Annotated in this window: 24 protein-coding genes; 7 read left to right on the top strand and 17 right to left on the bottom strand. The window is 68.3% G+C overall.

Annotation, left to right across the window (positions count from 1 at the left end; translation table 11 throughout):
- Nucleotides 1-11: 11 nt before the first annotated feature.
- The 3 genes from BEI_RS04180 to BEI_RS04170 form a co-directional block, all read right to left on the bottom strand.
- Entirely contained in the window at nt 12-977 is a 966-nt protein-coding gene (locus tag BEI_RS04180; protein WP_097788333.1) for a tripartite tricarboxylate transporter substrate binding protein, read from the bottom strand.
- Between the two features lie 165 nt (nt 978-1,142).
- Nucleotides 1,143-2,312 (bottom strand): UxaA family hydrolase, encoded by a 1,170-nt coding sequence (locus tag BEI_RS04175; protein ID WP_097788332.1) that lies wholly within the window; start codon nt 2,310-2,312, stop codon nt 1,143-1,145.
- Nucleotides 2,313-2,314: 2 nt separating this feature from the next.
- On the bottom strand, nt 2,315-2,599 hold the full coding sequence (locus BEI_RS04170; protein ID WP_097788331.1) for a UxaA family hydrolase: 285 nt from the start codon (nt 2,597-2,599) through the stop codon (nt 2,315-2,317).
- A 213-nt stretch (nt 2,600-2,812) separates the two neighbouring features.
- Here BEI_RS04170 and BEI_RS04165 point away from each other — a divergent pair, with 213 nt between their 5' ends.
- On the top strand, nt 2,813-3,538 hold the full coding sequence (locus BEI_RS04165) for a GntR family transcriptional regulator (RefSeq protein WP_097788330.1): 726 nt from the start codon (nt 2,813-2,815) through the stop codon (nt 3,536-3,538).
- A gap of 78 nt (nt 3,539-3,616) precedes the next feature.
- On the opposite strand, the gene htpG is transcribed toward BEI_RS04165, so the two are convergent.
- The 4 genes from htpG to BEI_RS04145 all read right to left on the bottom strand — a co-directional run bounded on the left by htpG (nt 3,617) and on the right by BEI_RS04145 (nt 6,990).
- Nucleotides 3,617-5,521, bottom strand: a complete 1,905-nt coding sequence (gene htpG, locus BEI_RS04160) for a molecular chaperone HtpG (RefSeq protein WP_097788329.1) — start codon at nt 5,519-5,521, stop codon at nt 3,617-3,619.
- A gap of 89 nt (nt 5,522-5,610) precedes the next feature.
- Complete coding sequence (locus BEI_RS04155; protein ID WP_097788328.1) at nt 5,611-6,075, bottom strand: PaaI family thioesterase; 465 nt, start codon at nt 6,073-6,075, stop codon at nt 5,611-5,613.
- Complete coding sequence (locus BEI_RS04150; protein ID WP_097788327.1) at nt 6,068-6,565, bottom strand: PaaI family thioesterase; 498 nt, start codon at nt 6,563-6,565, stop codon at nt 6,068-6,070. The genes BEI_RS04155 and BEI_RS04150 overlap by 8 nt, the downstream gene beginning before the upstream one ends.
- Nucleotides 6,566-6,660: 95 nt before the next feature.
- On the bottom strand, nt 6,661-6,990 hold the full coding sequence (locus BEI_RS04145; RefSeq protein WP_097788326.1) for a YkvA family protein: 330 nt from the start codon (nt 6,988-6,990) through the stop codon (nt 6,661-6,663).
- Nucleotides 6,991-7,145: 155 nt separating this feature from the next.
- On the opposite strand from BEI_RS04145, the gene BEI_RS04140 reads away from it, so the two are divergent.
- Entirely contained in the window at nt 7,146-9,101 is a 1,956-nt protein-coding gene (locus BEI_RS04140; RefSeq protein ID WP_097788325.1) for a transglycosylase SLT domain-containing protein, read from the top strand.
- A 132-nt stretch (nt 9,102-9,233) separates the two neighbouring features.
- On the opposite strand, the gene BEI_RS04135 is transcribed toward BEI_RS04140, so the two are convergent.
- Nucleotides 9,234-9,878: a LysE family translocator gene (locus tag BEI_RS04135; RefSeq protein WP_097788324.1), complete on the bottom strand. Its 645-nt coding sequence runs from the start codon at nt 9,876-9,878 to the stop codon at nt 9,234-9,236.
- 9 nt (nt 9,879-9,887) lie between these two features.
- Nucleotides 9,888-10,313, bottom strand: coding sequence for an NINE protein (locus BEI_RS04130; protein ID WP_097788323.1), 426 nt, complete (start codon nt 10,311-10,313; stop codon nt 9,888-9,890).
- 290 nt (nt 10,314-10,603) lie between these two features.
- Here BEI_RS04130 and BEI_RS04125 point away from each other — a divergent pair, with 290 nt between their 5' ends.
- On the top strand, nt 10,604-10,810 hold the full coding sequence (locus BEI_RS04125; protein WP_097788322.1) for a cold-shock protein: 207 nt from the start codon (nt 10,604-10,606) through the stop codon (nt 10,808-10,810).
- Nucleotides 10,811-10,899: 89 nt separating this feature from the next.
- Here the strand turns inward: BEI_RS04125 and BEI_RS04120 are convergent, their stop codons facing one another.
- The 3 genes from BEI_RS04120 to yegS all read right to left on the bottom strand — a co-directional run bounded on the left by BEI_RS04120 (nt 10,900) and on the right by yegS (nt 13,048).
- Nucleotides 10,900-11,589, bottom strand: coding sequence for a hypothetical protein (locus BEI_RS04120; protein WP_097788321.1), 690 nt, complete (start codon nt 11,587-11,589; stop codon nt 10,900-10,902).
- Nucleotides 11,590-11,658: 69 nt separating this feature from the next.
- Nucleotides 11,659-12,087, bottom strand: a complete 429-nt coding sequence (locus BEI_RS04115; protein WP_097788320.1) for a VOC family protein — start codon at nt 12,085-12,087, stop codon at nt 11,659-11,661.
- 28 nt (nt 12,088-12,115) lie between these two features.
- Nucleotides 12,116-13,048: a lipid kinase YegS gene (yegS, locus tag BEI_RS04110; RefSeq protein WP_097788319.1), complete on the bottom strand. Its 933-nt coding sequence runs from the start codon at nt 13,046-13,048 to the stop codon at nt 12,116-12,118.
- A 144-nt stretch (nt 13,049-13,192) separates the two neighbouring features.
- Between yegS and BEI_RS04105 the strand changes: the two genes are divergently transcribed.
- Nucleotides 13,193-14,791, top strand: a complete 1,599-nt coding sequence (locus BEI_RS04105) for a cation:proton antiporter family protein (RefSeq protein WP_193765152.1) — start codon at nt 13,193-13,195, stop codon at nt 14,789-14,791.
- A 70-nt stretch (nt 14,792-14,861) separates the two neighbouring features.
- Nucleotides 14,862-15,149: a hypothetical protein gene (locus BEI_RS04100; RefSeq protein ID WP_097788318.1), complete on the top strand. Its 288-nt coding sequence runs from the start codon at nt 14,862-14,864 to the stop codon at nt 15,147-15,149.
- 115 nt (nt 15,150-15,264) lie between these two features.
- On the opposite strand, the gene pepN is transcribed toward BEI_RS04100, so the two are convergent.
- The 5 genes from pepN to BEI_RS04075 all read right to left on the bottom strand — a co-directional run bounded on the left by pepN (nt 15,265) and on the right by BEI_RS04075 (nt 20,473).
- Nucleotides 15,265-17,895 (bottom strand): aminopeptidase N, encoded by a 2,631-nt coding sequence (gene pepN / locus BEI_RS04095; RefSeq protein ID WP_097788317.1) that lies wholly within the window; start codon nt 17,893-17,895, stop codon nt 15,265-15,267.
- 324 nt (nt 17,896-18,219) lie between these two features.
- On the bottom strand, nt 18,220-18,597 hold the full coding sequence (locus tag BEI_RS04090) for a YbaN family protein (RefSeq protein ID WP_097788316.1): 378 nt from the start codon (nt 18,595-18,597) through the stop codon (nt 18,220-18,222).
- Between the two features lie 147 nt (nt 18,598-18,744).
- Entirely contained in the window at nt 18,745-19,272 is a 528-nt protein-coding gene (locus BEI_RS04085) for an Hsp20/alpha crystallin family protein (RefSeq protein WP_097788315.1), read from the bottom strand.
- A 149-nt stretch (nt 19,273-19,421) separates the two neighbouring features.
- Nucleotides 19,422-19,907, bottom strand: coding sequence for a YajQ family cyclic di-GMP-binding protein (locus BEI_RS04080; RefSeq protein ID WP_097788314.1), 486 nt, complete (start codon nt 19,905-19,907; stop codon nt 19,422-19,424).
- 98 nt (nt 19,908-20,005) lie between these two features.
- Entirely contained in the window at nt 20,006-20,473 is a 468-nt protein-coding gene (locus tag BEI_RS04075) for a GNAT family N-acetyltransferase (protein WP_097788313.1), read from the bottom strand.
- A 156-nt stretch (nt 20,474-20,629) separates the two neighbouring features.
- Here BEI_RS04075 and BEI_RS04070 point away from each other — a divergent pair, with 156 nt between their 5' ends.
- Both BEI_RS04070 and cobO read left to right on the top strand, forming a co-directional pair.
- The gene (locus tag BEI_RS04070; RefSeq protein ID WP_097788312.1) at nt 20,630-22,111 is read left to right on the top strand and encodes a RimK family protein; all 1,482 of its coding nucleotides are present in this window, start codon (nt 20,630-20,632) and stop codon (nt 22,109-22,111) included.
- Nucleotides 22,112-22,171: 60 nt separating this feature from the next.
- Complete coding sequence (gene cobO, locus BEI_RS04065) at nt 22,172-22,771, top strand: cob(I)yrinic acid a,c-diamide adenosyltransferase (RefSeq protein ID WP_097788311.1); 600 nt, start codon at nt 22,172-22,174, stop codon at nt 22,769-22,771.
- Nucleotides 22,772-22,811: the final 40 nt, after the last annotated feature.

The following is a 22,811-nucleotide window of genomic DNA, read 5'->3' as shown; positions in this document are numbered from 1 at the left end:
CTCCTCCCCGGTCAGTCGATCAGGCCAAGTTCGCGAGCGGAAGCCTCATACATGTCTCGGCGTTCCGCCATGAACTCGTCCATTTCTCCCAGGGGCACGTCCATCAGCACGAACCCCAGGTCCTGCATCTCCTGGCGGAAGCCGGGGTCCTGGTTGATCTGCTGGAAGATGTCGGACAGTTCCTGCTGGACACCCTCTGGAGTAGCGTCCGGCACCGCCATGCCGCGATAGGCGCCGCCTACCATGTCGTAGCCCAGCTCCTTGAAGGTCGGCACCTCGGGGAACATGGGGTGGCGCTCCTCGGCTGCCACGGCCAGCATCCGCACCTTGTCCTGGTGGTTGGCCGCCACCGTGGTATAGCCCCACTCGGCCTGGACCTGACCGCCAAGCAGGGCCGTGACCGCGGCGCCTGTCCCCTTGAAGGGGATGTAGGTAGTGGTCACGTCGGCGAGCTGCTGGAAGCGAGTGTTGGCCACGTCGTTGGCGCTGTAGGTGCCGCTGCCGGAGAAGGTCACAGTGCCCGGCGCTTCCTCGGCCGCCTGGATCAGGTCGTCGAGGGTCTCGTAGGGGCTGTCGTTGCGCACCAGGATGGCGTCGGGGGAGTAATGGAAGTAGAAGACATTGTTCAGATCCTCGGTCTGGAAACCCACGTCCTTGCCCATGGGCTTGAGGATGATATGCGGCAGGTTGGAACCCATGATCGTGTAACCGTCACTGGGCATGTCGGAGAGCTGGGACCAGCCCACGGCGCCGCCGCCGCCGGGCATGTATTGCACCACCAGCTGCTGGCCGGTGATCTCCTCGAAGTATTTCTGCTGCAGACGGGCGCTGATATCGGACTCGCCACCGGGCCCGAAGGGAATCACGTACTGGACGTCCTTGCTGGGGAATTCATTCGCGACGGCCAGCGTCGTGACGCCTGCGGCGATGGTCATTCCTAGCCCCGTGACCAGGGCGATGGACCGAGAAACTCGCATGGCTAACCTCCAGATGTTGTCGTTGTGTTACCGAGCTTGCCTGCATGGAACCGTCGAGGTTTCGACGAACCCGACGCTTCAGGAAAAGTAGGCGGCACCTCCCGATGGATTGAAGAATGGCGTGGAAAATCGCCCCCACCATCGGGCGGGGGCGAAAGGGTTATATTAGGCACTTTCGTAGAGACGTGTCAGCACGAACTCGCGATGGCCCAGGGCCTCGGCGGCGGTATTCCGGCCGTTGGCGGTGCGCAGCATCATCTCGAGCAGCTGGTCGCCGGCCTCCTCCATGTTGATCTCGCGCTTGAGCAGGTGGGAGACGTCGACGTCGACGTGCTCGCCCATGGTGCGCACGGTGCGTGGGTTGGCGCAGATCTTGATCACCGGCAGGATGGGGTTGCCGATGACGTTGCCCTGGCCGGTGGGGAAGAAGTGCACCACATAGCCCGAGGCGGCACACAGGGTCACCATCTCGGCGGCGGCGGACGAGGAGTCCATGAACCACAGGCCCGGCTTGTCGGGATGCTCGGCCTTGTCCAGTACCCCGTCCACCTTGCAGCGCTTGCCGATCTTCTGGATGTTGCCCAGCGCCTTCTCCTCGATGGTGGTCAGCCCCCCCTCGATGTTGCCCTTGGTGGGCTGGGACTCGGAGAGATCACTGGTCTTGTGGCGATCGATCATGGCGCTGTAGCGATCGAACATCGCCTGGAACTGCTCGCGTACCTCGGGCGTGGCGCAGCGATCGGCCACGATGTGCTCGCCACCGGTGAGCTCCGAGGTTTCGCCGAACACCAGGGTGCAGCCCGCCTCGTAGAGCTTGTCGAAGGCCGCGCCCACGGTGGGGTTGGCCCCGCAACCGGAGGTGGTGTCGGACTCGCCGCACTTGGTGGAGACCCACAGCTCGTCGATGTCGCACTCCTCGCGCTGCAGCTCGGTGGCGTACTGCACGAACTCCCGGGCCTTCTTGGAGGCGGCGCAGATGGTGTTGTGATCCCCGTTCTGCTCGATCCAGAACCCCTCGACCGGCTTGCCGGTGGCCTTGATGCCGTCGACCACCTTCTGGGTCCAGCCCGGCTCGATGCCGATGACCACCACGGCGGCCACGTTGGGGTTGCAGCCGGTGCCGATCAGGGTGCGGAAGTGCAGGTCCAGGTCGGCGCCGAACTGCAGCCGGCCATAGGGATGCGGCAGGGCCAGGGTGCCCTTGATGTTGTTGGCGACGGCCTCGGCGGCGGCGTTGGAGATGTCGTCGACCGGCAGCACGATCACGTGGTTGCGCACCCCGACGCGGCCGTTCTCGCGACGATATCCCAGAAACTTGCGACCCTTGATTTCCATCGTTACCACCTCTTGGTCTTGACGTTGTGGACGTGCAGGTGCTCACCCTTGCCGATCGGCTGGACCACGCGACCGATGTCGACGCCGTATTTGATGACGGTGTCGCCCTCCGCGAGGTCGCGGATCGCCAGCTTGTGACCGATGGGAATGGGGTCGCTCACCTGGCAGGTGATGATCTGGTCCTCCTCCATCACCCAGCCGGTCAACTCCTGTCCCGCCTGAATGCCCTCGACCACCGCGACGCCGACGCTGTCGTCGGCATCATGCACTACGAAGTCGATGCTCATGATGTCCTCTCCTCTCTCGAGGTTGTTGGTGTTGTCTCGATCCCGGCCCGAAGACAAGCCCTGATGAACCGGATCCCCTGACGCCTCAACTCATGTATATGACATATAACATAGGATGGTCAAGAGTCATATAGAGGATTTTTCGCTATACTCGAGAGGCAGCCAGGACGCGAATCGTTACCTGTCTTCCGGTAACCCTCGATAGGAATCGCCATGAACCAACCACTGACGCCCAGCTATCGCCCGCTCTACCAGCAGATCAAGGACGCCCTGTTGTCGCGCATCGTGGCGGGAGAGTGGCCACCGGGCACCTTCATCCCCAGCGAGTCGGCCCTGGCCAAGGAGTACGGGGTCAGCGTGGGTACCCTGCGCAAGGCGCTGGCCGCCCTGGCCAGCGAGCACGTGGTGATCCGGCACCAGGGCAAGGGCACGGTGGTCGCCACCCACGACAGCGACCGCTCGCTGTTCCAGTTCTTTCACCTGGTACATCTGGACGGCACCCGCTCCCTGCCGATCTCACGGGTGCTGGCACGAGACTGCCGGGCGGCCAGTCGGGACGAAGCCGAGGCGCTGGGGATCGAGGAAGGCGAGGCGGTGGTGCACATCCGGCGGGTGCGCGACCTGGACGAGGCCCCGGCCCTGCTGGAGGACCTGGTGGTCGCAGCCGAGCGATTCCCGGCCCTGGAGCAGGAGCCGGCGACCCTGCCCAACACCCTCTACCAGCTCTACCAGCAGCGCTTCGGCCAGAGCGTGGCCAAGGCAGAGGAGCGGCTGTTCGCGGTCACCGCGAGCCCGACGGAAGAGGAGGTACTCAAGGTCGCGCCGGGAACGCCGTTGCTGGAGATTCGGCGCATCGCCCGGGACCTGCAGGGGCAGGCGCTGGAGTACCGCGTCTCGCGCTGCGAGACCCAACGGCATTGCTATCTGAACGAGCTGTGAACGCAGGCCGGCCGCCTCGAAGGGCGGCCGGCAGGGAAGGGACGCCGGTCCGGGCCGGCGTCGGTCAGCGGGAAGGGATCAGGCGCTCAACAGGGCGTTGAGGCGCCGCACGTAGTCGGCCGGGTCGTCGAGGTGGCCGCCCTCGGCGATGATCGCCTGGTCGAGCAGGATGTGCGCCAGGTCCGCGAAGCCCTCGCCCTCGGCGGCCTCGAGGCGCGCCACAAGGGCGTGCTCGGGATTGAGCTCGAGGATCGGCTTGACCTCCGGCAGCTTCTGGCCGGCGGCCTCCATGATGCGGCGCATCTGGAAGCCCATCTCGTGCTCGGGCAGCACCACGCAGGCCGGGGAGTCGGTGAGGCGATGGGTCACCTTGACCTCCTGGACCTCCTCGCCGAGGCCCTCCTTGACGCGCTTGACCAGGTCCTCCTTGGCCTTGGCGGTCTCCTCCTGGGCCTTCTTCTCCTCCTCGCCCTCGATCTCGCCGAGGTCGAGCTCGCCCTTGGCCACGTCGACGAAGCGCTTGCCCTCGAACTCGGTGAGGTGGCTCATCAGCCACTCGTCGATGCGGTCGTGGAGCAGCAGCACCTCGATGCCCTTCTTGCGGAAGATCTCCAGGTGCGGGCTGGACTTGGCCGCGTTGAAGCCGTCGGCGACGATGTAGTAGATCTTCTCCTGGCCTTCCTTCATGCGCGACACGTAGTCGGCCAGGGACTGGTCCTGGGTGGCGCTGTCGGTGTGGGTGGTGGAGAAGCGCAGCAGCCCCGCGATCTTCTCGCGGTTGGCGTAGTCCTCCGCCGGGCCTTCCTTGAGCACGGCCCCGAAGGTGTTCCAGAAGGTCTGGTAGGCCTCGTCGTCCTTGGCCAGCTTCTTGAGCATGTCCAGGGCGCGCTTGGTCAGCGCCGACTTGATCTTCTCGACCTTGGGATCCTGCTGCAGCAGCTCGCGGGAGACGTTCAGCGACAGGTCGCGGGTGTCCAGCACGCCCTTGATGAAGCGCAGGTAGAGCGGCAGGAACTGCTCGGCGTCGTCCATGATGAAGACGCGCTGGACGTAGAGCTTCACCCCCCGGGCGCCGTCGCGCTCGTACAGGTCGAAGGGCGCCCGGCCCGGCACGTAGAGCAGGCTGGTGTACTCGAGCTTGCCCTCGACCTTGTTGTGGCTCCAGGTCAGCGGGTCGCTGAAGTCGTGGGCCACGTGCTTGTAGAAGGCCTTGTACTCGTCGTCGGTGATCTCGCTCTTGGGCCGCACCCACAGGGCCGTGGCCTCGTTGACGGTCTCCCAGGTGACGGTCTCGCCGCCCTCGATGTCGTTGCCGTCCTCGTCCTTGGCCGTCTCGACCCTGGGCATGCGCACCGGCACCTCGATGTGGTCGGAGTACTTGCGCACCAGGCTCTGGAGACGGAAGTCGTCGGCGAACTCCCGGGCATCCTCCTTGAGGTGCAGGACGATCTCGGTGCCGTGGGCCTCGCGCTCGACGTCGGCCACGGTGAACTCGCCCTCGCCCTGGGAGTGCCATTCGACGCCCTCGGCCTGCTCGGTGCCCGCCTTGCGGGTGCGCACCGTGACCTCGTCGGCGACGATGAACCCGGAGTAGAAACCGACCCCGAACTGGCCGATCAGCTTGGCGTCCTTCTGCTGTTCCCCGGTGAGCTGCTTGAGGAACTCGGCGGTGCCGCTTCTGGCGATGGTGCCCAGGTTCTCGATCACCTCGTCGCGGGTCATGCCAATGCCGTTGTCGCGCACGGTGACGGTGCCGGCCTCGGCATCGTGCTCGATCTCGATGCGCAGTTCGCTGTCGCCCTCGTAGATGGCGTCGTTGTCCAGCGCCGCATAGCGCAGCTTGTCGCAGGCGTCGGCGGCATTGGAGATGAGCTCGCGCAGGAAGATCTCCCTGTTGGAGTACAGGGAATGGATCATCAGGTGAAGGAGTTGCTTGACCTCGGTCTGGAAGCCGAGGGTCTCTTCACGGGTGGCAGTGGTCATGTCTTACGGACCCCTTGTCGACGTGTCGGCGGTGGCGACGGGCCACCGGTTGCTTGGCTTCCGTCGATATGGGGACCGGTCGAACTTTTTCAAGCGTTGCCGGGCTCGCCGAGCACGAAGTGCAGGCGGGCGGTGGCCACCGGGGCGTCCTCGGTGTCCTGCCAGGCGTGCACCCGGACGTTGGCCAGCCGCCGTCCCTCGCGCAGCAGCTCGCAGCGGGCCAGGGTCGGGACCACCCGGGGCGTCCGCAGGTAGTCGATGGACGCATCGACGATCCGCGGTAGCCGCGGTTCCCGGGTGGCCAGCATCAGGTCCAGGGTCGCGGCGGTCTCCATGAACGCCGCCACCACCCCGCCGTGCAGGGCCGGCAGCAGCGGGTTGCCGACATTGCTCCGGTGCGGGGCCAGGCGAAAGATCAGTCCCTCGCCGTCCTCGGCCGGGGCGGCCGAGACGCCGATGCGCCGGGCATAGGGGATCCGCTCCAGCCAGGCCGCCACGTCCCCCTCCTCCCGGGTGCGGGCCAGCCATTCGGCATCGATGAAGCCATCACGCATGGCCGTCCTCCCCGGCGAAGAGCGCCGCCTTGAAATCCGGCGGGGTGTTGCGCTGACCCAGGCGCGCGAAGTTGGCGATGCCCCGGGCCACCGGCCGCCCCGCCTCCTGCCACAGCCTGCCCTCGGTGAAGACCACCGAGGCGCTCACCGATACGGTCCGGGCCTCGGCGAGGATCGCCCGGCCCGCCACGGCGGGGCGGTAGTGGTCGACCCTCAGGTCCAGGGTCGGGCACACCTCGGGCTCGGGCAGGGCCGGCAGCACCGCCGAGCCGCAGGCGGTGTCCAGCAGCATGGTCAGCAGGCCGCCATGGACCAGCCCCCTGACCTCGTCGCCCAGCAGGTCCGCGTGCCAGGGCAGGCGCAGGCGCACGCCCTCGGGCCCGGCCGAGAGGACCTCCAGGCCGAGTTCGCGGGTATGGGGGACGGCATCGGCGAAGCGCTGCAGGGCACGACGCCATTCTTCGGGGCTGGGCACGGGGCCGGAGGACATGGACCACCTCGGGGCAGGAAGACGCCGGCGAACGCCGGCACCAAATAGTCAAACGTTTGACTCAATCTAGCCGACTCACGGTTCCCTGGCAATGCTCAGCGCCGCGGGACCGAGGCGGCGTCCCGCCAGGCCCGGTAGTCCGCCAGGGCACGGTCGACCCGGGTCAGCAACCAGCCGACGATCACCAGGTCGTCCGCCAGCCCCAGCACCAGCAGGACGTCGGGGACCAGGTCGAGCGGCGACACCAGGTAGGCCAGGGCCGCCAGCATCCAGCCCATCGCCGGCCAGGGCACGGGCCGGTAGCGGCCGCGGATCACGTCCGCCAGCATCGGCGCGAACAGCCTCAGCGCCCGACGCATCTGGCCGAGGGCGCCGGCACGCCGTTTCAGGCGTTGCAGCAGGGTCAGGCCATCGAGACCGGCCATGGGGATTCTCCGTGCCGTCGAGGAAGGGGCAGGCTAAAGGATGACGCTAGCGCAGGCGAGACGCCAGCCGTCGGCGGACGGCGACACTACTCAAGCGCCGATCCATGGGCGACCATGGACACATCGCTCTCCTTTCGCGACCCGGTGAGGCGCCCATGACGACAAGGTTCCCCTTCCTCCCCCGCTGGAAGCCCCTGCTGAGCGCCGCCCTGCTCTGCCTGCCCCTGGCCGGCCAGGCGCAGGCCGGCGACGGGGCCCTGCGCGATGCCCTCCAGGCGGCCCGAAACCATCAATGGCAGGCCATCGATCGGACCGCCATCGCCGATCATGTGCTGGTCGGCTACGTCGACTATCACCGCCTCAAGGCCCGCCTGCCCGCGGCCACGCCGGACGAGGTGCAGGCCTTCCTCGGGCGCCATGCCGATTCCCCCCTGGCCGGCTGGATGCGCGGCCAGGCCATCTCCGCCTACGGCGAGGCCGGGCGCCACGAGCGCCTGCTGGCCGTCGCGGACGGCGAGCCCCGCGGCGCGGAGCGCCGCTGCCACTACTACACCGCCCTGCTCGGTGCGGACCCGGCCGCCGCCGCCGAGGGGGGCCGTGCGCTGTGGCGGGTCGGCCGGTCCCAGCCGGACGCCTGCGACCCCCTCTTCGCGACGCTTCGGGCTAGGGGCGAGATCGGCCCCGACGAGATCTGGGAACGCCTGACCCTGGCCTGGCGGGACGGCGAGACGGGCATGGTCGCCTACCTCGGGGGGCTGCTCGGCAACGACTGGAACGATGCCCGGGCGGCCCTGGACCGCCTGCGGGGCGACTTCGCGGCGATCACCCGGGTGCCCGCCTGCCTGGGCCCGGACTGCCGGGGCAGCGGCGCCCTGTTCGCCGCCACCATGCACGGCTTCACCCGCGCCGACACCGAGGCGGCCCTGGAGGCCTGGCGCAAGGTGGCGCCACATGTGGACCTCGCGGCCGGACACCGCTCGGCCATCGAACGCGACCTGGCCTTCTACTCGCTGGTTCGCGACATCGAGCAGAACCGCGGCTGGGTCGACGGCGTGCTGCCACGGCTGGACGACTCGGAGCTGACCGCGCTGCGCATCCGGGTCGCCCTGGGCGATCGGGACTGGCGGGGGGTACTCGACTGGGTGTCCCGGCTCCCCGAGGCCGAGCGCGACGAGGCACGCTGGCAGTACTGGCAGGCCCGGGCCCTGGAGCAGTTGGGGGACACGGCCGCCGCAGAGGTGGCCTATGCACGGGCGGCCCTCCAGCGTAGCTTCTTCGGCTTCGCCGCCGCCGACCGCCTGGGCCGGCCCTATGCCCTGAACCGCGCCTCGACCGTCGTCGACGAGGCCAGCCGCCGCGAGATCGCCGCCCTGCCCGCGGTGCGCCGTGCCGAGGCGCTGCTGCGCATCGGCGAGCCGGGGCTGGCCAGCAGCGAGTGGTACGCCGCGGCGGCCCGGGCCACGCCCGGTCAGGCCATGGCCCTGGCCGACTACGCGGCCCGCCGCGACTGGCCCGCCCGCCTGGTCCAGACGACCATCGCGGCCGAACTGTGGGACGCCCTGGAATGGCGCTTCCCCGAGGCCTATCGAAGCGATTTCCTGCGCTGGGGCGAGACCCACGGGGTGGACCCTTACCTGCTCATGGGCATCGCCCGGCGGGAAAGTGCCTACAATCCCGAGGCCCTGTCTCCGGCCGGGGCCCGGGGGCTGATGCAACTGATGCCGGGCACCGCCGCCCAGGTCAGCCGCCGCCTCGGTCTGGCCGACCCGGGACGCTTCGGCGTGCTCGACCCGGCGGTGAACATCCGCCTGGGCAGTGCCTACATCGGCGAGATGCTCGACCGCTATGGGGGCAACCGCCTGGCGGCGACCGCGGCCTACAACGCCGGCCCCCATCGCGGCGACCGCTGGCTGGAGCGGGCGCCCGAGGCCTTCGACCTGTTCGTCGAGAGCATCCCGTTCCGCGAGACCCGCCGGTACGTCCAGGCGGTGCTGGCCTATCGGGTGATCTTCGAGAGCCTGGCCCAGGGCGGCGATACCACGGGGGTGGCGCTGCTGACCCCGGCCGAGCGTCAGGGGCGCTACGACGGTTCCCTGCTGGCCAGGAACTAAGCTGGAGAGCCCGGACTTCGTCCGGGAGCCGGAAGATCGCCCGCTTCGCGGGCGTAAGCTTGAAGCTGGAAGAAACCCCTTGACTTGAGCTTCGGGGGCAACATGCTGCCTTCCGGCTTCTAGCTGCCGGTGTCAGCCGGGCGCGCGGGTCAGCGCCAGCTTGGCGCCGAACCCCACCAGCACCGCCCCGGTGACGCCGTTCAGCCAACGGGACACGGCCGGCCGCGCCAGCCAGCGGCCGGCACGCCCCACCATCAGGACCACGCCGATCTGCCACAGGTTGGCGACCAGGAAGTGCACCCCGGCGAGCCACAGCGACTTGGCCAGCGCCGGGTCCCCGGGCGCGATGAACTGGGGCAGGAAGGCCATGTAGAAGACCACCGTCTTGGGGTTGAGCACGTTGGAGAGCAGGCCCTCGCGTAGCGGGCGCCACAGGGGCACCTGCCGCCGCTCGGTGGCCAGGCCCGCCACCGGCAGCCCCTGCCCCCGACGCACGGCCCCCAGGCTGGCCAGCCCCAGCCAGACCAGATAGCCGGCCCCGGCGAGCTTCAGGGCGGCGAAGGCCCAGGCCGACTGCAGCAGGATCAACGAGATGCCCAGTGCCGAGACGGCGGCATGCACGAAGAGCCCGGTACAGATCGCCAGGCTGGTCGCCACGCCGTCGCGAACCCCGCCCCGGGCGGTGTTGCGGATCACCAGCAGGGTATCGACCCCCGGGGTGATGCTGAGCAGCGTGATGGCCAGCAGGAAGGGCCAGAACTGGGCGTCCAGCAGCATCGCCGCCCCTCAGCCGTTGAAGATGCCGCGCTTGGCGTGGCGCATGGAGATCTGGTCGTTGAGCGTCCAGAAGTCGTAGAGCACGCCCAGGCCGAAGAGTCCGAGGGTGCAGAGGTAGAGCAGCCCGGTGAGCCACTTGCCCAGGTAGAAGCGGTGCACGCCGAAGACCCCGAGGAAGGTGAGCAGCAGCCAGGCCAGGGTGTAGTTGGTGGGCCCGGCCTGGAAGCGCAGGTCGGCCTGGCGGTCCATCGACGGGATCAGGAAGAGATCGATCAGCCAGCCGATGCCCAGCAGGCCCAGGGTGAAGAACCAGATCGTCCCGGTGACCGGCTTGCCGTAATAGAAGCGATGGGCACCGAGGAAGCCGAAGAGCCACAGCAGGTAGCCGACGACCTTGCTGTGGGTGTCCTGGGAAGCGAGGCGAGTATGGGTCATGGGAGTCTCGTCTAAGCCGTTTCGGTCGCTGGACGCCCGAGGGCTTTGTGGCTACATTGACCTTGCGGGCGGAAGCACCAGTCTCCCTGCGCCACGATGTTGACGCAACCCTGGCGCTGATGCACTATCCGCTGCGTTGGTTAGCAAGTAGAAAGTCGTCAGTTGTACTTCGATTCCTTCGATACACCCGGTGCGCACTTCTTCCTTGTCTTGCCCACGCACTACGGGTTCGCGCGGTCGGCGACCGGGCGGGCCTGGCACCATCATCTAGTTAGTTAAGGAAATCGACAATGGCAACTGGCACTGTCAAGTGGTTCAACGACACCAAGGGCTATGGTTTCATCTCGCCGGAAGACGGCGGTGACGACCTCTTCGTGCACTTCTCCGAGATTCAGGCTGACGGCTTCAAGTCCCTGCAGGACGGCCAGAAGGTCTCCTTCGACGTCACCCAGGGCAAGAAAGGCCTTCAGGCCTCCAACGTCCGGGTCACCGAGTAAGCTCGAGCGCCCCGGTCGCCGGTCGAACCGGCACCGCCAAGCAGAAGGCCCGCCACCGGCGGGCCTTCTTGCATTTCAGGGCGTTCAGTTCAGGGCGAAGAGGCCTCTTCCTCGCTCGGCTGCTCCTCCGGGACCTCCTCCACGGTGGTCGTCTCGCGAATCTCGCTCGGTACCGACCGCTCCGCCTGCTCGAACTGCTCGTCGATCTTGCGCCTGGCCTCCTCGAAGCGGCGCTCGGTCTCCTCGAGGATCGCCTCGACCTCGGGATCCGTCTCGAGCGCGGCCTCGCCCTCCAACGCGGGGCTCTCCTCCTCCAGGGCGGCCTCCAGCTCCATCGAGGTCGAGGGGTCCCCCCCGGCCTCGACGCCACCTTCCGGCCGGGACTCGCGCTCGGCCTGCTCGTACTGCTGTTCGATGGTCTGGCTCGCCTCCTGGAAGCGACGCTCGGTCTCCTCCAGGATCCGTTCGACCTCGTCGTCGGCGGCATCGGGGGATGGCGGGGCGCCCTCATCCAGGACATCGCCTGCCACCTCGCCGCCCAGGGTCTCGTCGGAGGCTGGTTGCGGCCCCGGGGAATCTCCCTCGGCGGCGCTGCGAGACGCCTCCTCGGCCGGCTCGGCGGCGGGGGCGTCGGGAGCCGATGCTTCCAGCTCGGGCGCCGTCTCGACGGCCGCACTCGGGGCCTCGGGGCTCGACGTCTCCGAGGAGGGAGCTTCCTCGTCGCCGCAGCCCACCAGGAACAGGGCCAGTATCGGGACGAGCGGTCTCCAGGATGTCATGACCGGGAGTCTCCTTCGGGGGGTGTGGACATCATTGCACCAAAGGGGCCGTTCCCCCGCAAGGCGTGCTCAGCGGGCGAAGAGCTGCCCGTCGATGTCCCGGAACGCCTTGAACTCGATGGCATTGCCGCTGGGGTCGCGGAAGAACATGGTGGCCTGCTCGCCAGGCTGGCCCGCGAAGCGCAGGTGCGGCTCGATCTCGAAGCGGATGCCGGCGGCGGTGAGGCGGTCGACCAGCGCATCCCAGTCGGCCATCTCCAGCACCACCCCGAAGTGGGGCACGGGAACCCCCTGGCCATCCACCGGGTTGCGGCAATCGTCTCTTGGCGTCTCACCCAGGGTCGGGTCGAGGTGGCAGACGAACTGGTGGCCATAGAGGTCGAAATCGATCCAGCTATCGCTGCTGCGCCCCTCGGGGCAATCCAGCAGCCCGCCGTAGAAGTGGCGGGCCTCCTCCAGGTCACGGACCGGCACGGCGAGATGAAAGGGGGTCGGCATGAGCGGGTCTCCCGGTTCGGATGGAAGGTCAGGATGCCGCAGCCAGGCTGGCCTGGCCAGTCCGCGGATGAGCCAGCAAGGGACAGTCCTCCGGCACGGCCAGCCGCAAGGCGCCGGGCGAGACCTCGACGCGGAACGCCCGGCGCCGCCAGGGTTCGCCGTCCAGGGTCAGCGGCAGCGGATCGCGGCCCTCGAAGCTCAGCCAGGGGGTGCGGAAGGTCTCGACGAACGCGCCCTTCGTCGGGCGCTGCTGGAGCTCGCGACGCATCGTCCACATCTCGCGCAGCGAAGCGAAGTCCCGGACCAGCAGGACGTCGAGCTGGCCATCGTCGATGCAGGCTTCCGGCGTCAGCCGCTGACCGCCACCGGAGCGGGTCCCGTTGCCCAGCGCCAGCACGAACAGCGAGGCCTCGCGTTCGCCCCCGGCCCAGCGGAGCCGACCGGGATAGGGCCGGTACTGCCAGGCCTTGAGCGCCCCGATCACCGAGTAGGCGCCCCCGCCGAGCAACCGCTTGAGGCTCTTGGGAGTGGAGGAGGTCACCTCCGCCCCGAAGCCGCCGGTGGCCATGTTGAGGAAATGACGATCATCGAGCCGCGGCACGTCGACCGGGTGCGGGGGCAGGTCCAGGGCGGCCGTCAGCGCCGCGTCCAGGGACATCGGCAATCCCAGGGCGTTGGCCAGATCGTTGGCACTGCCCAGCGGCAGGATCCCCAGGGCCGGACGCGCCTCGGCGGGCAGTCGCATCAGGCCGTTGACCACCTCGTGCACCGACCCGTCGCCCCCGCCGGCGATCACCCTCGACACGCCCTCGCGAGCGGCCCGTTCGGCCATTCGGGTGGCATCACCGGGCTCCCAGGTGACCCGAACCTCCAGGTCGGCCCCGCCCTCGCGACAGGCGAAGACCGCCTGGCGCAGCACCGGCAGTTGGGCCGACTTGCCGTTGAGGATCAGGACGGCCATGGCGTCCTGCCTCCCTGGCGGCCGCCCCGGAGACGCTTCATCACCGCTTCACGTCGGGCCGGCAGGATGAAAAGATGAATGCCATTCACTTTATGACTTCCTTACACTATCGGTCTTTCCGGGAATCCGGCACATGGAGTCTTCATGATCGCACCGGCCTTCATTCTAGCGGCCTTCCTCGGCGGCCTCGCCGCCATGAGCCTACGGCTCCCGCCCCTGGTGGGCTTTCTGGCCGGAGGCTTCGTGCTCAATGCCCTGGGGTACGAGGCGACGCCCCTGCTGCACGTGCTGGCCGACGTAGGGGTCACCCTGCTGCTGTTCAGCATCGGCCTGAAGCTGGATATCCGGACCCTGCTGCGCCCCGACGTCTGGGGCGGGGCGACCCTGCACATGCTCGCCTCGACGGCGACGATGGTCGGCCTCTTCTCGCTGTTCAAGTGGCTGGGCCTGCCAATGCTGGCCGATACCGGCTGGCCGACCCTCGCGCTGCTGGGCTTCGCCCTGTCCTTCTCCAGCACGGTCTTCGTGGTCAAGGTGCTGGAAAAGCGCAGCGAAAGCCAGACCGCCTATGGCCGCCTTGCCATCGGCGTGCTGATCATGCAGGACATCTTCGCGGTGATCTTCCTCACCGCCAGCACCGGCAAGATGCCGAGCCCCTGGGCGCTGGGCCTGGTGCTGCTGATCCCCCTGGCCCCGGCCCTGCGCGCACTGCTCGACCGCCTGGGACATGGCGAGATGCAGATGCTGTTCGGCATGCTGCTGGCGCTGGTGCTGGGCTATGCGCTCTTCGAGTCGGTGGGCGTCAAGGGGGATCTCGGCGCCCTGATCATCGGCCTGTTGCTCGCGCCCCATCCCGCCGCCCAGACCCTGGCCCGCTCCATGTTCAGCCTCAAGGAACTGCTGCTGGTGGGCTTCTTCCTGAGCCTGGGATTGACCGCCATGCCCAGCTGGGAACTGTTCGCCGTCGCCCTGTTGCTGGTGTTGATCCTGCCGCTGAAGAGCCTGCTCTACCAGCTGGTCTTCCTGCGCTTCCGCATGCGTCACCGAACCTCGGTGCTGGCCACGCTGAGCCTGACCAACTATTCCGAGTTCGGCCTGATCGTCGGGGCCATCGCCGCCGCCAATGGCTGGCTGCCCGACACCTGGCTGGTGGTGCTGTCGCTCGCGGTGGCGCTGAGCTTCGGTGTCTCGGCGGTGTTCAACGGCGTCAGCGAGCGCGTGTACCGCTGGCTGGAGCCGCGCCTGCCGCCCATCGACGTCAACGAACTGACGTCCAGCGACCGCCCCATCGAGGTGGGGGACGCCGAAGCGGTGGTGCTCGGCATGGGGCGCATCGGGCGCAGCGTCTACCGGCGCCTGCAGAAGGAGTACGGCCTGCAGGTGCTGGGGATCGACAGCAACCCCAAGAGCGTCGAGCGGCTCACCAAGCGCGGCTTCAACGTCCTCGAGGGCGACGCCCTGGACTCCGACTTCTGGGACAAGCTGCTGATGTCGCCGGACGTGCGCCTGGTGGTGCTGGCCATGCCCCACCACGCCGGCAACCTCTTCGCCCTCAAGCAGCTGCGCTCCCGGCGCTTCCAGGGCCGCATCACCGCCGTGGTGGAGTTCCCTGAGGAGATCGAGCCGATCCGCGAGCTCGGCGCCCATGCGGTCTTCCACGTCTACGACGAGGCAGGCCGGGCCCTGGCCGACAGCGCCGCCGAGGAGGCCGGCATCACCTCGAGGACCAGCCAGCTGGGCTGATGCCCTTGCCCGGCCTGCCCCGGGCCGCGATACTGGTCCCCTACCGCCTCCTCCGGAGACCCAGGACCCCATGGACGACGTCTTCGCCTTCATCGGCCAGGCCTTCGGCGAGTTCATTCGCTTCCTCGTCGATGCGCTCATCGCCTTCTTCACAGGTCTGGACGACGCCGTCGGGAGCTTCATCCAGGGGACCTCGCAGGCCTTGGGCATCGCCCCCAGCCTGCTGAGCCTGGTGGTGCTGGCATTCGGCCTGTGGCTGCTGTGGCGCGGCTTCGGCGCCCTGCGGCGTCGCGCCCTGATCGCCAGCCTGATCTGGGCGTTGCTGGGGGTGACGGTATTGAGCTGGCTGATCTACTAGTTGGGCGGGTGCGCTCGCCGGCTCGCTTGCCCAAGCTACGCGGCTAGCCGCCACCCAATGACAAGGCGCCGCCCCTTGAGGCGGCGCCTTGTCGTCTCGAGGAGCGGTGCCTCGGTCAGGCGAGCGCCTTCTCGATCACCTCGTAGAGGTTCGGCGAGAGTTCCTCGCCGCGGATACGCTCGAGCTCGGCCTTCATCAGCTCCTGGCGCGTCTCGTCGAAGCGCTGCCAGCGGGTCAGCGGGGTGACCAGCCGCGCCGCGATCTCGGGGTTCAGGCGGTTGAGCTCGATGACCACGTCCGCCAGCAGCCGGTAGCCCTCGCCGTCGAGGCGATGGAAATTGACGCGATTCTGGGCGAAGGCCCCGATCAGCGCCCGCACCTTGTTGGGGTTGGTCAGCGAGAAGGCCGGGTGATCCATGAGGAACTTGACCCGATCCAGGGCGTCCGATTGCGGCCGGGTGACCTGGATGCTGAACCACTGGTCCATAACCAGGGGGTCGTGAGCCCACTTCTCGCCGAAGGCCCGCAGCGCCGGGTCGGCCAGGTCCCCGCGGCTCGAGTGCACCAGCAGGGTCAGGGCCTGGCGCACGTCGGTCATGTTGTGGTCCGCCTCGAACTGTCGCTGCGCCAGCTCGATGCCTTCCTCGTCCTCGATGCTGACGAGATAGGACAGCGCCACGTTCTTGAGGCTTCGCGCGGCGATCTGCTCCGGCTCGGGGGCATAGGGCGCCTCGCTGCGATGTTCCTCGTAGAGGCGCCGGAAGTCGTCGCGCAGGGCGGTTGCCAGGGACTGCTTGACGAACTCCCGGGCGGCATGGATGGCGTCCACGTCCACCAGCGGCTGCTGCTCGGCGATGTAGGCCTCGGAGGGCAGCGTCAGCATCTCGGCGAGCACCGCCTTGTCGTCGGCCTCCGTGGTCAGCAGGTGGCGGAAGGCCTCGACCACCCGCGGATCCATGACCTTCTCCACCCCGTTGCGGTGGGCGGCGATGAGGTCGTCCAGGGCCAGCAGGGCCAGGCGCTGACCGGCGTCCCAGCGGTTGAAGCCGTCGCTGTCATGGGCCAGCAGGAAGGCCAGGTCCTCGCGGGAATACGGGAAGTGCAGCTTGACCGGCGCGGAGAAGTTGCGCGCCAGCGACGGCACGGGCGCCTCGGCGACATCGGTGAAGACGAACTCCTGCTCTTCCTCGCGCAGGTGGATCACGCCGTCGGTGCCGAGATCCTCGCCGTCCAGGGTCATCGGCAGGTCACGGCCGGTCTTGGTACCGACCAGCCCCAGGCGCAACGGGATGTGCAGCGGCAGCTTGTCGGGCTGACCGGGCGTGGCCGGGGTGCGCTGGCGCAGCACCAGGCGGTAGACCCCGTTGGCATAGTCGTACTCGCCATGAGCATCGATCTCCGGGGTGCCGGCCTGGGAGTACCAGAGCAGGAACTGCGACAGGTCGTGGCCGGAGGCTTCCGCCATGCAGTTCACGAAGTCCTCGATGGTCACCGCCTGGCCGTCGAAGCGCGAGAAGTAGCGATCGGCGCCACGCCGGAAGGCCTCCCAGCCCACCAGGTTGCACAGCATGCGCACGATCTCGGCGCCCTTCTCGTAGATGGTCAGGGTGTAGAAGTTGCCGATCTCGATGTAGTGATCCGGGCGCACGGGATGGGCGGTGGGTCCGGCATCCTCGGCGAACTGGGCGGTGCGGAAGAAGGAGACCTCCTCGATGCGCTTGACCGGCGCCGAGTTGGTGTCCGCGGAGAAGCACTGGTCGCGGAAGACGGTGAAGCCTTCCTTCAGCGACAGCTGGAACCAGTCGCGGCAGGTGACCCGGTTGCCGGACCAGTTGTGGAAGTACTCGTGGGCGACGATGCCTTCCACCCGCTGGAAGGCGGCGTCGGTGGCGGTCTGGGGGTGGGTCAGCACCGCCGCGGAGTTGAAGAGGTTGAGCCCCTTGTTCTCCATGGCCCCCATGTTGAAGTCGTTGACCGCCACGATCATGTAGCGGTCGAGATCGTACTCGCGCCCGTAGGTCTCCTCGTCCCAGCGCATGGCACGCTTCAGCGAGGCCATGGCGTGATCGGTCTTGCCCAGGTTCTCCTCCTCGACCCAGATCTGCAGGGTGACCTCGCGACCGCTCATGGTGGTGAAGCGATCCTCCACCTTCTTGAGGTCCCCCGCCACCAGGGCGAACAGGTAGCTGGGCTTGGGATGGGGATCCTCCCAGGTCACGAAATGGCGTCCGCCGGGGAGCTCTCCCCGCTCGACCGGATTGCCGTTGGAGAGCAGCACCGGCAGGCCGGCCGCGTCGCCGATGACCGTGGTGGAGAAGGTGGCCATGACGTCGGGACGGTCGGGGTAGAAGGTGATGCGCCGGAAGCCCTCTGCCTCGCACTGGGTGCAGAACATGCCCCCGGACCGATAGAGCCCCTCCAGGGCGGTGTTGTCCTCGGGGGCGATCTCGACCTCGGTGTCCAGCAAGAAGCGCTCCGGCACCCCGTCCACCCTCAGGCCGCGCTCGGTGAGGGCGTACTCGTCCTCGCCCAAAGCCTGGCCGTCGATGGCGATGGCCTTGAGCGCAAGCTGCTCGCCGTCCAGCTCCAGGGGAGCGCCGGGCTCGCGATCCGGGTGACGCTCGACGTGGAGCCGGGCCTTGACCCGGGTCGCCGCGGGGTCGAGGTCGAAGGTCAGCTCGGTATGGGTGACACGATAGGCGGGAGGACGATAGTCGCTCAGGTAGATCGGTTGCGGTTCGGACATCGAGGATGGCTCCTGTCGAAGATTGCCGGCCATTGTACGGCCCTCCCAGCCTCGATCTCAAAGCCGACGACGGCGGCTCAGGCAGTTAGTGTCATCGCTCGGGGCTGACCCGTCGACAGGTCTGCGAGGGGCGCGGTGAACCCCTCCATGGGCGCTACCGACGCCCTGCGGCGCTCTCGCATCCCGCTCCGCTTGCAGGACCGGTGCTGGCCATCCCTGGCCAGCCCGTTCGGAGGAATCCTCCTCACCCCTGGCGTAGGCCCCCCTCTTCGACCTGTCCCCGGCGCCCCTCGCCAGATCCATCTGCGATAGCCCTGGGGCGGCTCAGGCGTCGGTCACCGGCTCGGGCCGGGTCAGGATCCACAGGCCGACCAGGCCCAGGAAGACGATCAGCCCGGCCTTGAGCCAGAGGGCAGTGAGAGTGACGGACAGCAGCAGCATCGACAGCAGCAGCATGGCCCCGGCCAGCCACTTGGCATGTCGGGGGATCGCCCGCTCCGCTTCCCAGGCGAGGACGGCGGGGCCGAAGCGGGGATGATGGCGTATCCAGCCCGCGAACCGCGGCGACCCCCGGGAAGCGGCCCAGACCGCCAGCAGCATGAAACAGGTGGTCGGCAGCAGCGGCAGGAAGGCGCCGATCACCCCCAGCAGGAAGCTGATTCCCGCAAGCGTCAGGTAGGCGGCTCGGCGTGCATGGGACATCGGGCGCTCGCTCCCGTGGCGGCGAAGGGCAGTATCCTCATTGAAGCCCAAGCGCCCCCCCGGTGCCAATGATGGAGATCAATGGCCGCGTCAGGCAAAGGCTATGGAGAAGGTCGCCGGCGGCGCGTCCGGCCGCCGGCGGCGGCGTCAGCCCTTGATGGGGATCTCGCGGCGGCGGGACTTGACCTCGCCGCTGCGGGGCACGGTGATGGTGAGCACGCCCTTGTCGAAGGACGCCTCGATCGCCTCGGGCTTGGCGTCGGCGGGCAGGTCGAGCAGCCGACGGAAGCTGCCGTAGGAACGCTCCACCCGCTGGTAGCGATCCTCCTTGGTGGTGCTTTCCTGGCGCTTCTCGCCCTCGATCACCAGGCGATCCCCGTCCAGGCTCAGCGTGATGTCCTTCTCCTCGACGCCGGGCACCTCGACGCTGATCAGGTAGTCGTCATCCCGCTCGGCGATGTCGAGGCGAGGACGCAGCAGCTCGGGCATGTCGCCGAAGCGGCTCTCCAGGGACGGCAGGCCGAACTGGCGCATCATGCCGTCCATCCAGCGATCCAGTTCCTGGTGCATGCCCGCCAGCGGCGTCAACTCGCCGCGACGGGGCTCGCCGCCGGCCGGCGCGTCCTGGCCCTCGCTGCGGAACCAGTTCCAGGGAGACCACTTCTGCAGATCCATACGTCACCTCCTGAAGCGTTATCGACACCACAAGAACCACGCACGGTACTGCCTCGTGCAGATTCAGACTTGGTGACGACACGACGGATTTCAAGCGCAGGTGACGATGGCTTGACCCGGGTCAAGGGCGGCCGGATGCGCCTTGTGGATCAGTCCCGGAAGTTGTCGAACTGCAGCGGCAGATCCGGCCCCTCCTCGCCCTTGAGCAGCGCCATGATGCGCTGGAGGTCGTCACGCTTCTTGCCGGTGACGCGGATCTTCTCGCCCTGGATCTGAGCCTGGACCTTGAGCTTGGTTTCCTTGATCCGCTTGACGATGTCCTTCGCTTCCTTCTGGTCGAGGCCCTGCTTGAGCGCCACCGTCTGGCGAGCCCGTACCCCGGAGAGCTCCGGGTCCTCGACCTTCATGCAGCGGGGATCGATTCCCCGGGCGATCAGCTTGTTGCGCAGGATGTCGAGCATCTGGCGCAGCTGGAAGTCCACCTCGGCCTCGAGGGTGACCGTCTCGCCCTCGAGGGCGAAGGAAGCGGTGACGCCCTTGAAGTCGAAGCGGCTCTGCAGCTCGCGGTTGGCCTGGTCGACGGCGTTGGTGGCCTCGTGCTGGTCGAACTCGGAGACGATGTCGAAGGAGGGCATGGCGGGATTCCGATGGTGAGTGATCCCGCCATTCTAGGCGCGGGGATCGGCCGCGCCTAGCCGGCCGCGCCTAGCCGGCCGCGCCTAGCCGGCCGCACCTAGCCGGCCCGGGCCAGCGCCAGGCCCTTCGACATCCGCCAGGCGGCACAGCCGTCCTCGTAATACTCGCCCAGCCAGTCCGTGGGCACGAACCCCAGGCGGCGGTAGAGGGACAACGCCACCTGGTTGTCGGCCCGGACCTCCAGGGCGAGCCACTCGCAGCCACGGTCCAGGGCCGCCGCTTCCAGCCACTCCAGCATGCCTCGACCGAGGCCGGCGCCGCGGGCCTCGGGGTGCACGCAGAAGGAATACAGCCGGGCCCGGCCACTGCCGTGGCGGAACAGCAAGGTGCCGTAGCCGAGCAATCGGCCATCGCCCCCCTCGGCCACCAGGGTCAGGGCATGGGCGCGATTGAGCAGGTGCCAGAGCTGGCGGCGATTGAAGCGATCGCCGGTGAACGCCACCTGCTCGAGTCGATAGAGGGCGGCGAGGTCCCGGGAATCGGCGAGGCGCAGGGTCGGGGTCATGGGGGCGCATCCGGTGGTCCTGAATCGGATTCTGGCGAGACCGGAGCACCCTGTCAGCGGCCCTTGAGATGAAATATTTTCACGCATGTAGCAGCTTGTAGGGAATGGGGCTCAGGCGCATGCTGTGGCCGTCTCCCCCACCCGGTTACCTGCCCGATGAGCACCCTGCGAATCGTCGTCGACCGCCTCGATGACTGGCGGCCCTACTTCCCCTCCGAGGACCTCATGCCCGCGGACGACTTCCTGGCCCTGGAGCCCACCACGACGGCCCGGGACCGTGGCACCCGGGTGCTCAACCTCTGCGGCGAGCTGGACTACCTGGGCCTCGGCTATTACGTCTCGCTGCTGGCTCAGGCCCGCGGCCAGCGCGTGCAGCCCCGGGTCGACACCCTCAACACCCTGTCACGCAAGGCCACCCTCGACCTGGCGCTGGCCCCGCTGGCCCCCTTGCTGGAGGAACTGTCCCGTGACGGCGGCCTGGCCGGCGATCGGCTTCGCCTGCGCGTGCTGTTCGGCGAGTGTCTCGAGCCTACCCTGGCGGCGCTCGCGCGACGGCTCTTCGAGCGGCTGCCCTGTCCCCTGCTGGAGGTGCGGCTGGCACGCCGCCAGGGCCGCTGGCGGGTGGAGCGGATCCGCCCCTGCCGCCTGCGCGACCTCGACGAGGAGGAACAGGACCTCTTCGCCCGGGCGCTCCAGCGCCACGCCCGCCGGGTCTGGCGATCGCCCCGTGCCCGGCGGCGCTATCGCTTCGACCTGGCCATTCTGGTCAATCCCGAGGAAAGCCTGCCGCCGAGCAACCGGGGCGCGCTCAAGGCCTTCATCCGCGCCGGACGCCGCCTGGGGATCGACGTCTCGCTGATCACGCGCCGCGACGCCGGCCGCCTGGCCGAATTCGACGGCCTGTTCCTACGCGAGACCACGGCCCTGGATCACCCCACCTGGCGCATGGCGAGACAGGCCGAACACGACGGCCTGGTGGTCATCGACGCCCCCGACGACATCCTGCGCTGCACCAACAAGGTCTACCTGCATGCGCTGCTTCGTGCCCGGGGCGTGCCCGCGCCGGAGGGCCTCCTGCTGCGTCGGGGGGACCGTTCGCGACTGGCCCGTCTGGCCGAGGGCCTGAGCTATCCCCGAGTCCTCAAGGTGCCCGACGGTGCCTTTTCCCGCGGGGTGGTGAAGATCGACTCCGGGGAGACGCTGATCCGCGAGGCCGACCGGCTGTTCGACACCTCGGCCCTGCTGCTGCTTCAGGAATGGTTGCCGACCGAGTTCGACTGGCGGATCGGCGTGCTGGACGGGCAGGTACTGTTCGCCAGTCGCTACTTCATGGCGCGCGGCCACTGGCAGATCTACGACCATTCCGGCGGCCGGATGAAGAGCGGCGGCTTCACCACCCATGCCCCCCGCGAGGTGCCGGCCCCGGTGGTGAACGCCGCCCTCCGCGCCACCCGGCTGATCGGCCATGGCTTCTACGGCGTCGACCTCAAGCAGATCGGCGAGCGGGTGCTGGTCATCGAGGTGAACGACAATCCCAACGTGGACGCCGGCATCGAGGATGCGGTGCTGGGCCCCGCCCTGTACGAGCGCATCATGTCGGTGTTCCTGGCGCGCATGGAGGCCCGCCGCCGCGGCTGACGCCGGTGCCGCGCTGGCGTAAGCTGCCGCTTTCATCCGGGCCAGACACAGGAACACAAGATGACCGATCGCGAGACACGCCACCGCCGGGCCATGCAGAAGCTCAAGTCCCACGTGGACGAGCGGGTGGCGAGCGCCACCGAACAACGCGGCCAGCTGCTGGTGTTCACCGGCAACGGCAAGGGCAAGACCACCGCCGCCTGGGGCACCGTGACCCGCGCCCTGGGCTATGGCTACCGGGTCGGGGTGGTGCAATTCATCAAGGGCCAGTGGGAATGCGGGGAACGGGAACGCCTCCAGGAAGATCCGAACCTGGAGGTGGCGATCATGGCCACCGGCTTCACCTGGGAGACCCAGAACCGTGAGGCCGACACCCGAGCCTGCCTGGAGGTCTGGGCCGAGGCGGAGCGCCTGCTCGCCGACCCCGAGGTCTACCTGGTGGTGCTCGACGAGATCACCTACATGCTCAAGTTCGGCTACCTGGATATCGACACCGTCCGACAGGCCCTGGCGAATCGCCCCCCCGAGCAGACCGTGATCCTCACCGGGCGCAACGCCCACCGCGAGCTGCTGGCCATGGCCGACACCGTCACCGAGATGCAGGAAGTCCGGCACGGCTTCAACGCGGGCCTCGAGGCGCGTCGCGGCATCGACTATTGACCCGGCCATCGAAGCGAGCGTCCTGTTCGCGTTGATCGTC

This window comes from Halomonas beimenensis, from assembly GCF_002549795.1.
GTDB lineage: Bacteria > Pseudomonadota > Gammaproteobacteria > Pseudomonadales > Halomonadaceae > Halomonas > Halomonas beimenensis.
Note: the sequence above shows the minus strand (reverse complement) of the source record. Positions and strands in the feature narration are given on the sequence as shown.

What these genes read in the sequence shown, in the direction of transcription:
- BEI_RS04135 (WP_097788324.1), bottom strand. Translation starts at nt 9,878, where the DNA reads ATGCTGCTGGACGCCCAGTTCTGGCCCTTCCTGCTGGCCATCACGCTG.
- BEI_RS04170 (WP_097788331.1), bottom strand. Translation starts at nt 2,599, where the DNA reads ATGAGCATCGACTTCGTAGTGCATGATGCCGACGACAGCGTCGGCGTC.
- BEI_RS04130 (WP_097788323.1), bottom strand. Translation starts at nt 10,313, where the DNA reads ATGACCCATACTCGCCTCGCTTCCCAGGACACCCACAGCAAGGTCGTC.
- BEI_RS04155 (WP_097788328.1), bottom strand. Translation starts at nt 6,075, where the DNA reads ATGCGTGATGGCTTCATCGATGCCGAATGGCTGGCCCGCACCCGGGAG.
- BEI_RS04090 (WP_097788316.1), bottom strand. Translation starts at nt 18,597, where the DNA reads ATGTCCCATGCACGCCGAGCCGCCTACCTGACGCTTGCGGGAATCAGC.
- BEI_RS04075 (WP_097788313.1), bottom strand. Translation starts at nt 20,473, where the DNA reads ATGACCCCGACCCTGCGCCTCGCCGATTCCCGGGACCTCGCCGCCCTC.
- BEI_RS04070 (WP_097788312.1), top strand. Translation starts at nt 20,630, where the DNA reads ATGAGCACCCTGCGAATCGTCGTCGACCGCCTCGATGACTGGCGGCCC.
- BEI_RS04140 (WP_097788325.1), top strand. Translation starts at nt 7,146, where the DNA reads ATGACGACAAGGTTCCCCTTCCTCCCCCGCTGGAAGCCCCTGCTGAGC.
- cobO (WP_097788311.1), top strand. Translation starts at nt 22,172, where the DNA reads ATGACCGATCGCGAGACACGCCACCGCCGGGCCATGCAGAAGCTCAAG.
- BEI_RS04145 (WP_097788326.1), bottom strand. Translation starts at nt 6,990, where the DNA reads ATGGCCGGTCTCGATGGCCTGACCCTGCTGCAACGCCTGAAACGGCGT.
- BEI_RS04175 (WP_097788332.1), bottom strand. Translation starts at nt 2,312, where the DNA reads ATGGAAATCAAGGGTCGCAAGTTTCTGGGATATCGTCGCGAGAACGGC.
- BEI_RS04180 (WP_097788333.1), bottom strand. Translation starts at nt 977, where the DNA reads ATGCGAGTTTCTCGGTCCATCGCCCTGGTCACGGGGCTAGGAATGACC.
- yegS (WP_097788319.1), bottom strand. Translation starts at nt 13,048, where the DNA reads ATGGCCGTCCTGATCCTCAACGGCAAGTCGGCCCAACTGCCGGTGCTG.
- BEI_RS04085 (WP_097788315.1), bottom strand. Translation starts at nt 19,272, where the DNA reads ATGGATCTGCAGAAGTGGTCTCCCTGGAACTGGTTCCGCAGCGAGGGC.
- htpG (WP_097788329.1), bottom strand. Translation starts at nt 5,521, where the DNA reads ATGACCACTGCCACCCGTGAAGAGACCCTCGGCTTCCAGACCGAGGTC.
- BEI_RS04125 (WP_097788322.1), top strand. Translation starts at nt 10,604, where the DNA reads ATGGCAACTGGCACTGTCAAGTGGTTCAACGACACCAAGGGCTATGGT.
- BEI_RS04120 (WP_097788321.1), bottom strand. Translation starts at nt 11,589, where the DNA reads ATGACATCCTGGAGACCGCTCGTCCCGATACTGGCCCTGTTCCTGGTG.
- pepN (WP_097788317.1), bottom strand. Translation starts at nt 17,895, where the DNA reads ATGTCCGAACCGCAACCGATCTACCTGAGCGACTATCGTCCTCCCGCC.
- BEI_RS04080 (WP_097788314.1), bottom strand. Translation starts at nt 19,907, where the DNA reads ATGCCCTCCTTCGACATCGTCTCCGAGTTCGACCAGCACGAGGCCACC.
- BEI_RS04100 (WP_097788318.1), top strand. Translation starts at nt 14,862, where the DNA reads ATGGACGACGTCTTCGCCTTCATCGGCCAGGCCTTCGGCGAGTTCATT.
- BEI_RS04150 (WP_097788327.1), bottom strand. Translation starts at nt 6,565, where the DNA reads ATGTCCTCCGGCCCCGTGCCCAGCCCCGAAGAATGGCGTCGTGCCCTG.
- BEI_RS04115 (WP_097788320.1), bottom strand. Translation starts at nt 12,087, where the DNA reads ATGCCGACCCCCTTTCATCTCGCCGTGCCGGTCCGTGACCTGGAGGAG.
- BEI_RS04165 (WP_097788330.1), top strand. Translation starts at nt 2,813, where the DNA reads ATGAACCAACCACTGACGCCCAGCTATCGCCCGCTCTACCAGCAGATC.
- BEI_RS04105 (WP_193765152.1), top strand. Translation starts at nt 13,193, where the DNA reads ATGATCGCACCGGCCTTCATTCTAGCGGCCTTCCTCGGCGGCCTCGCC.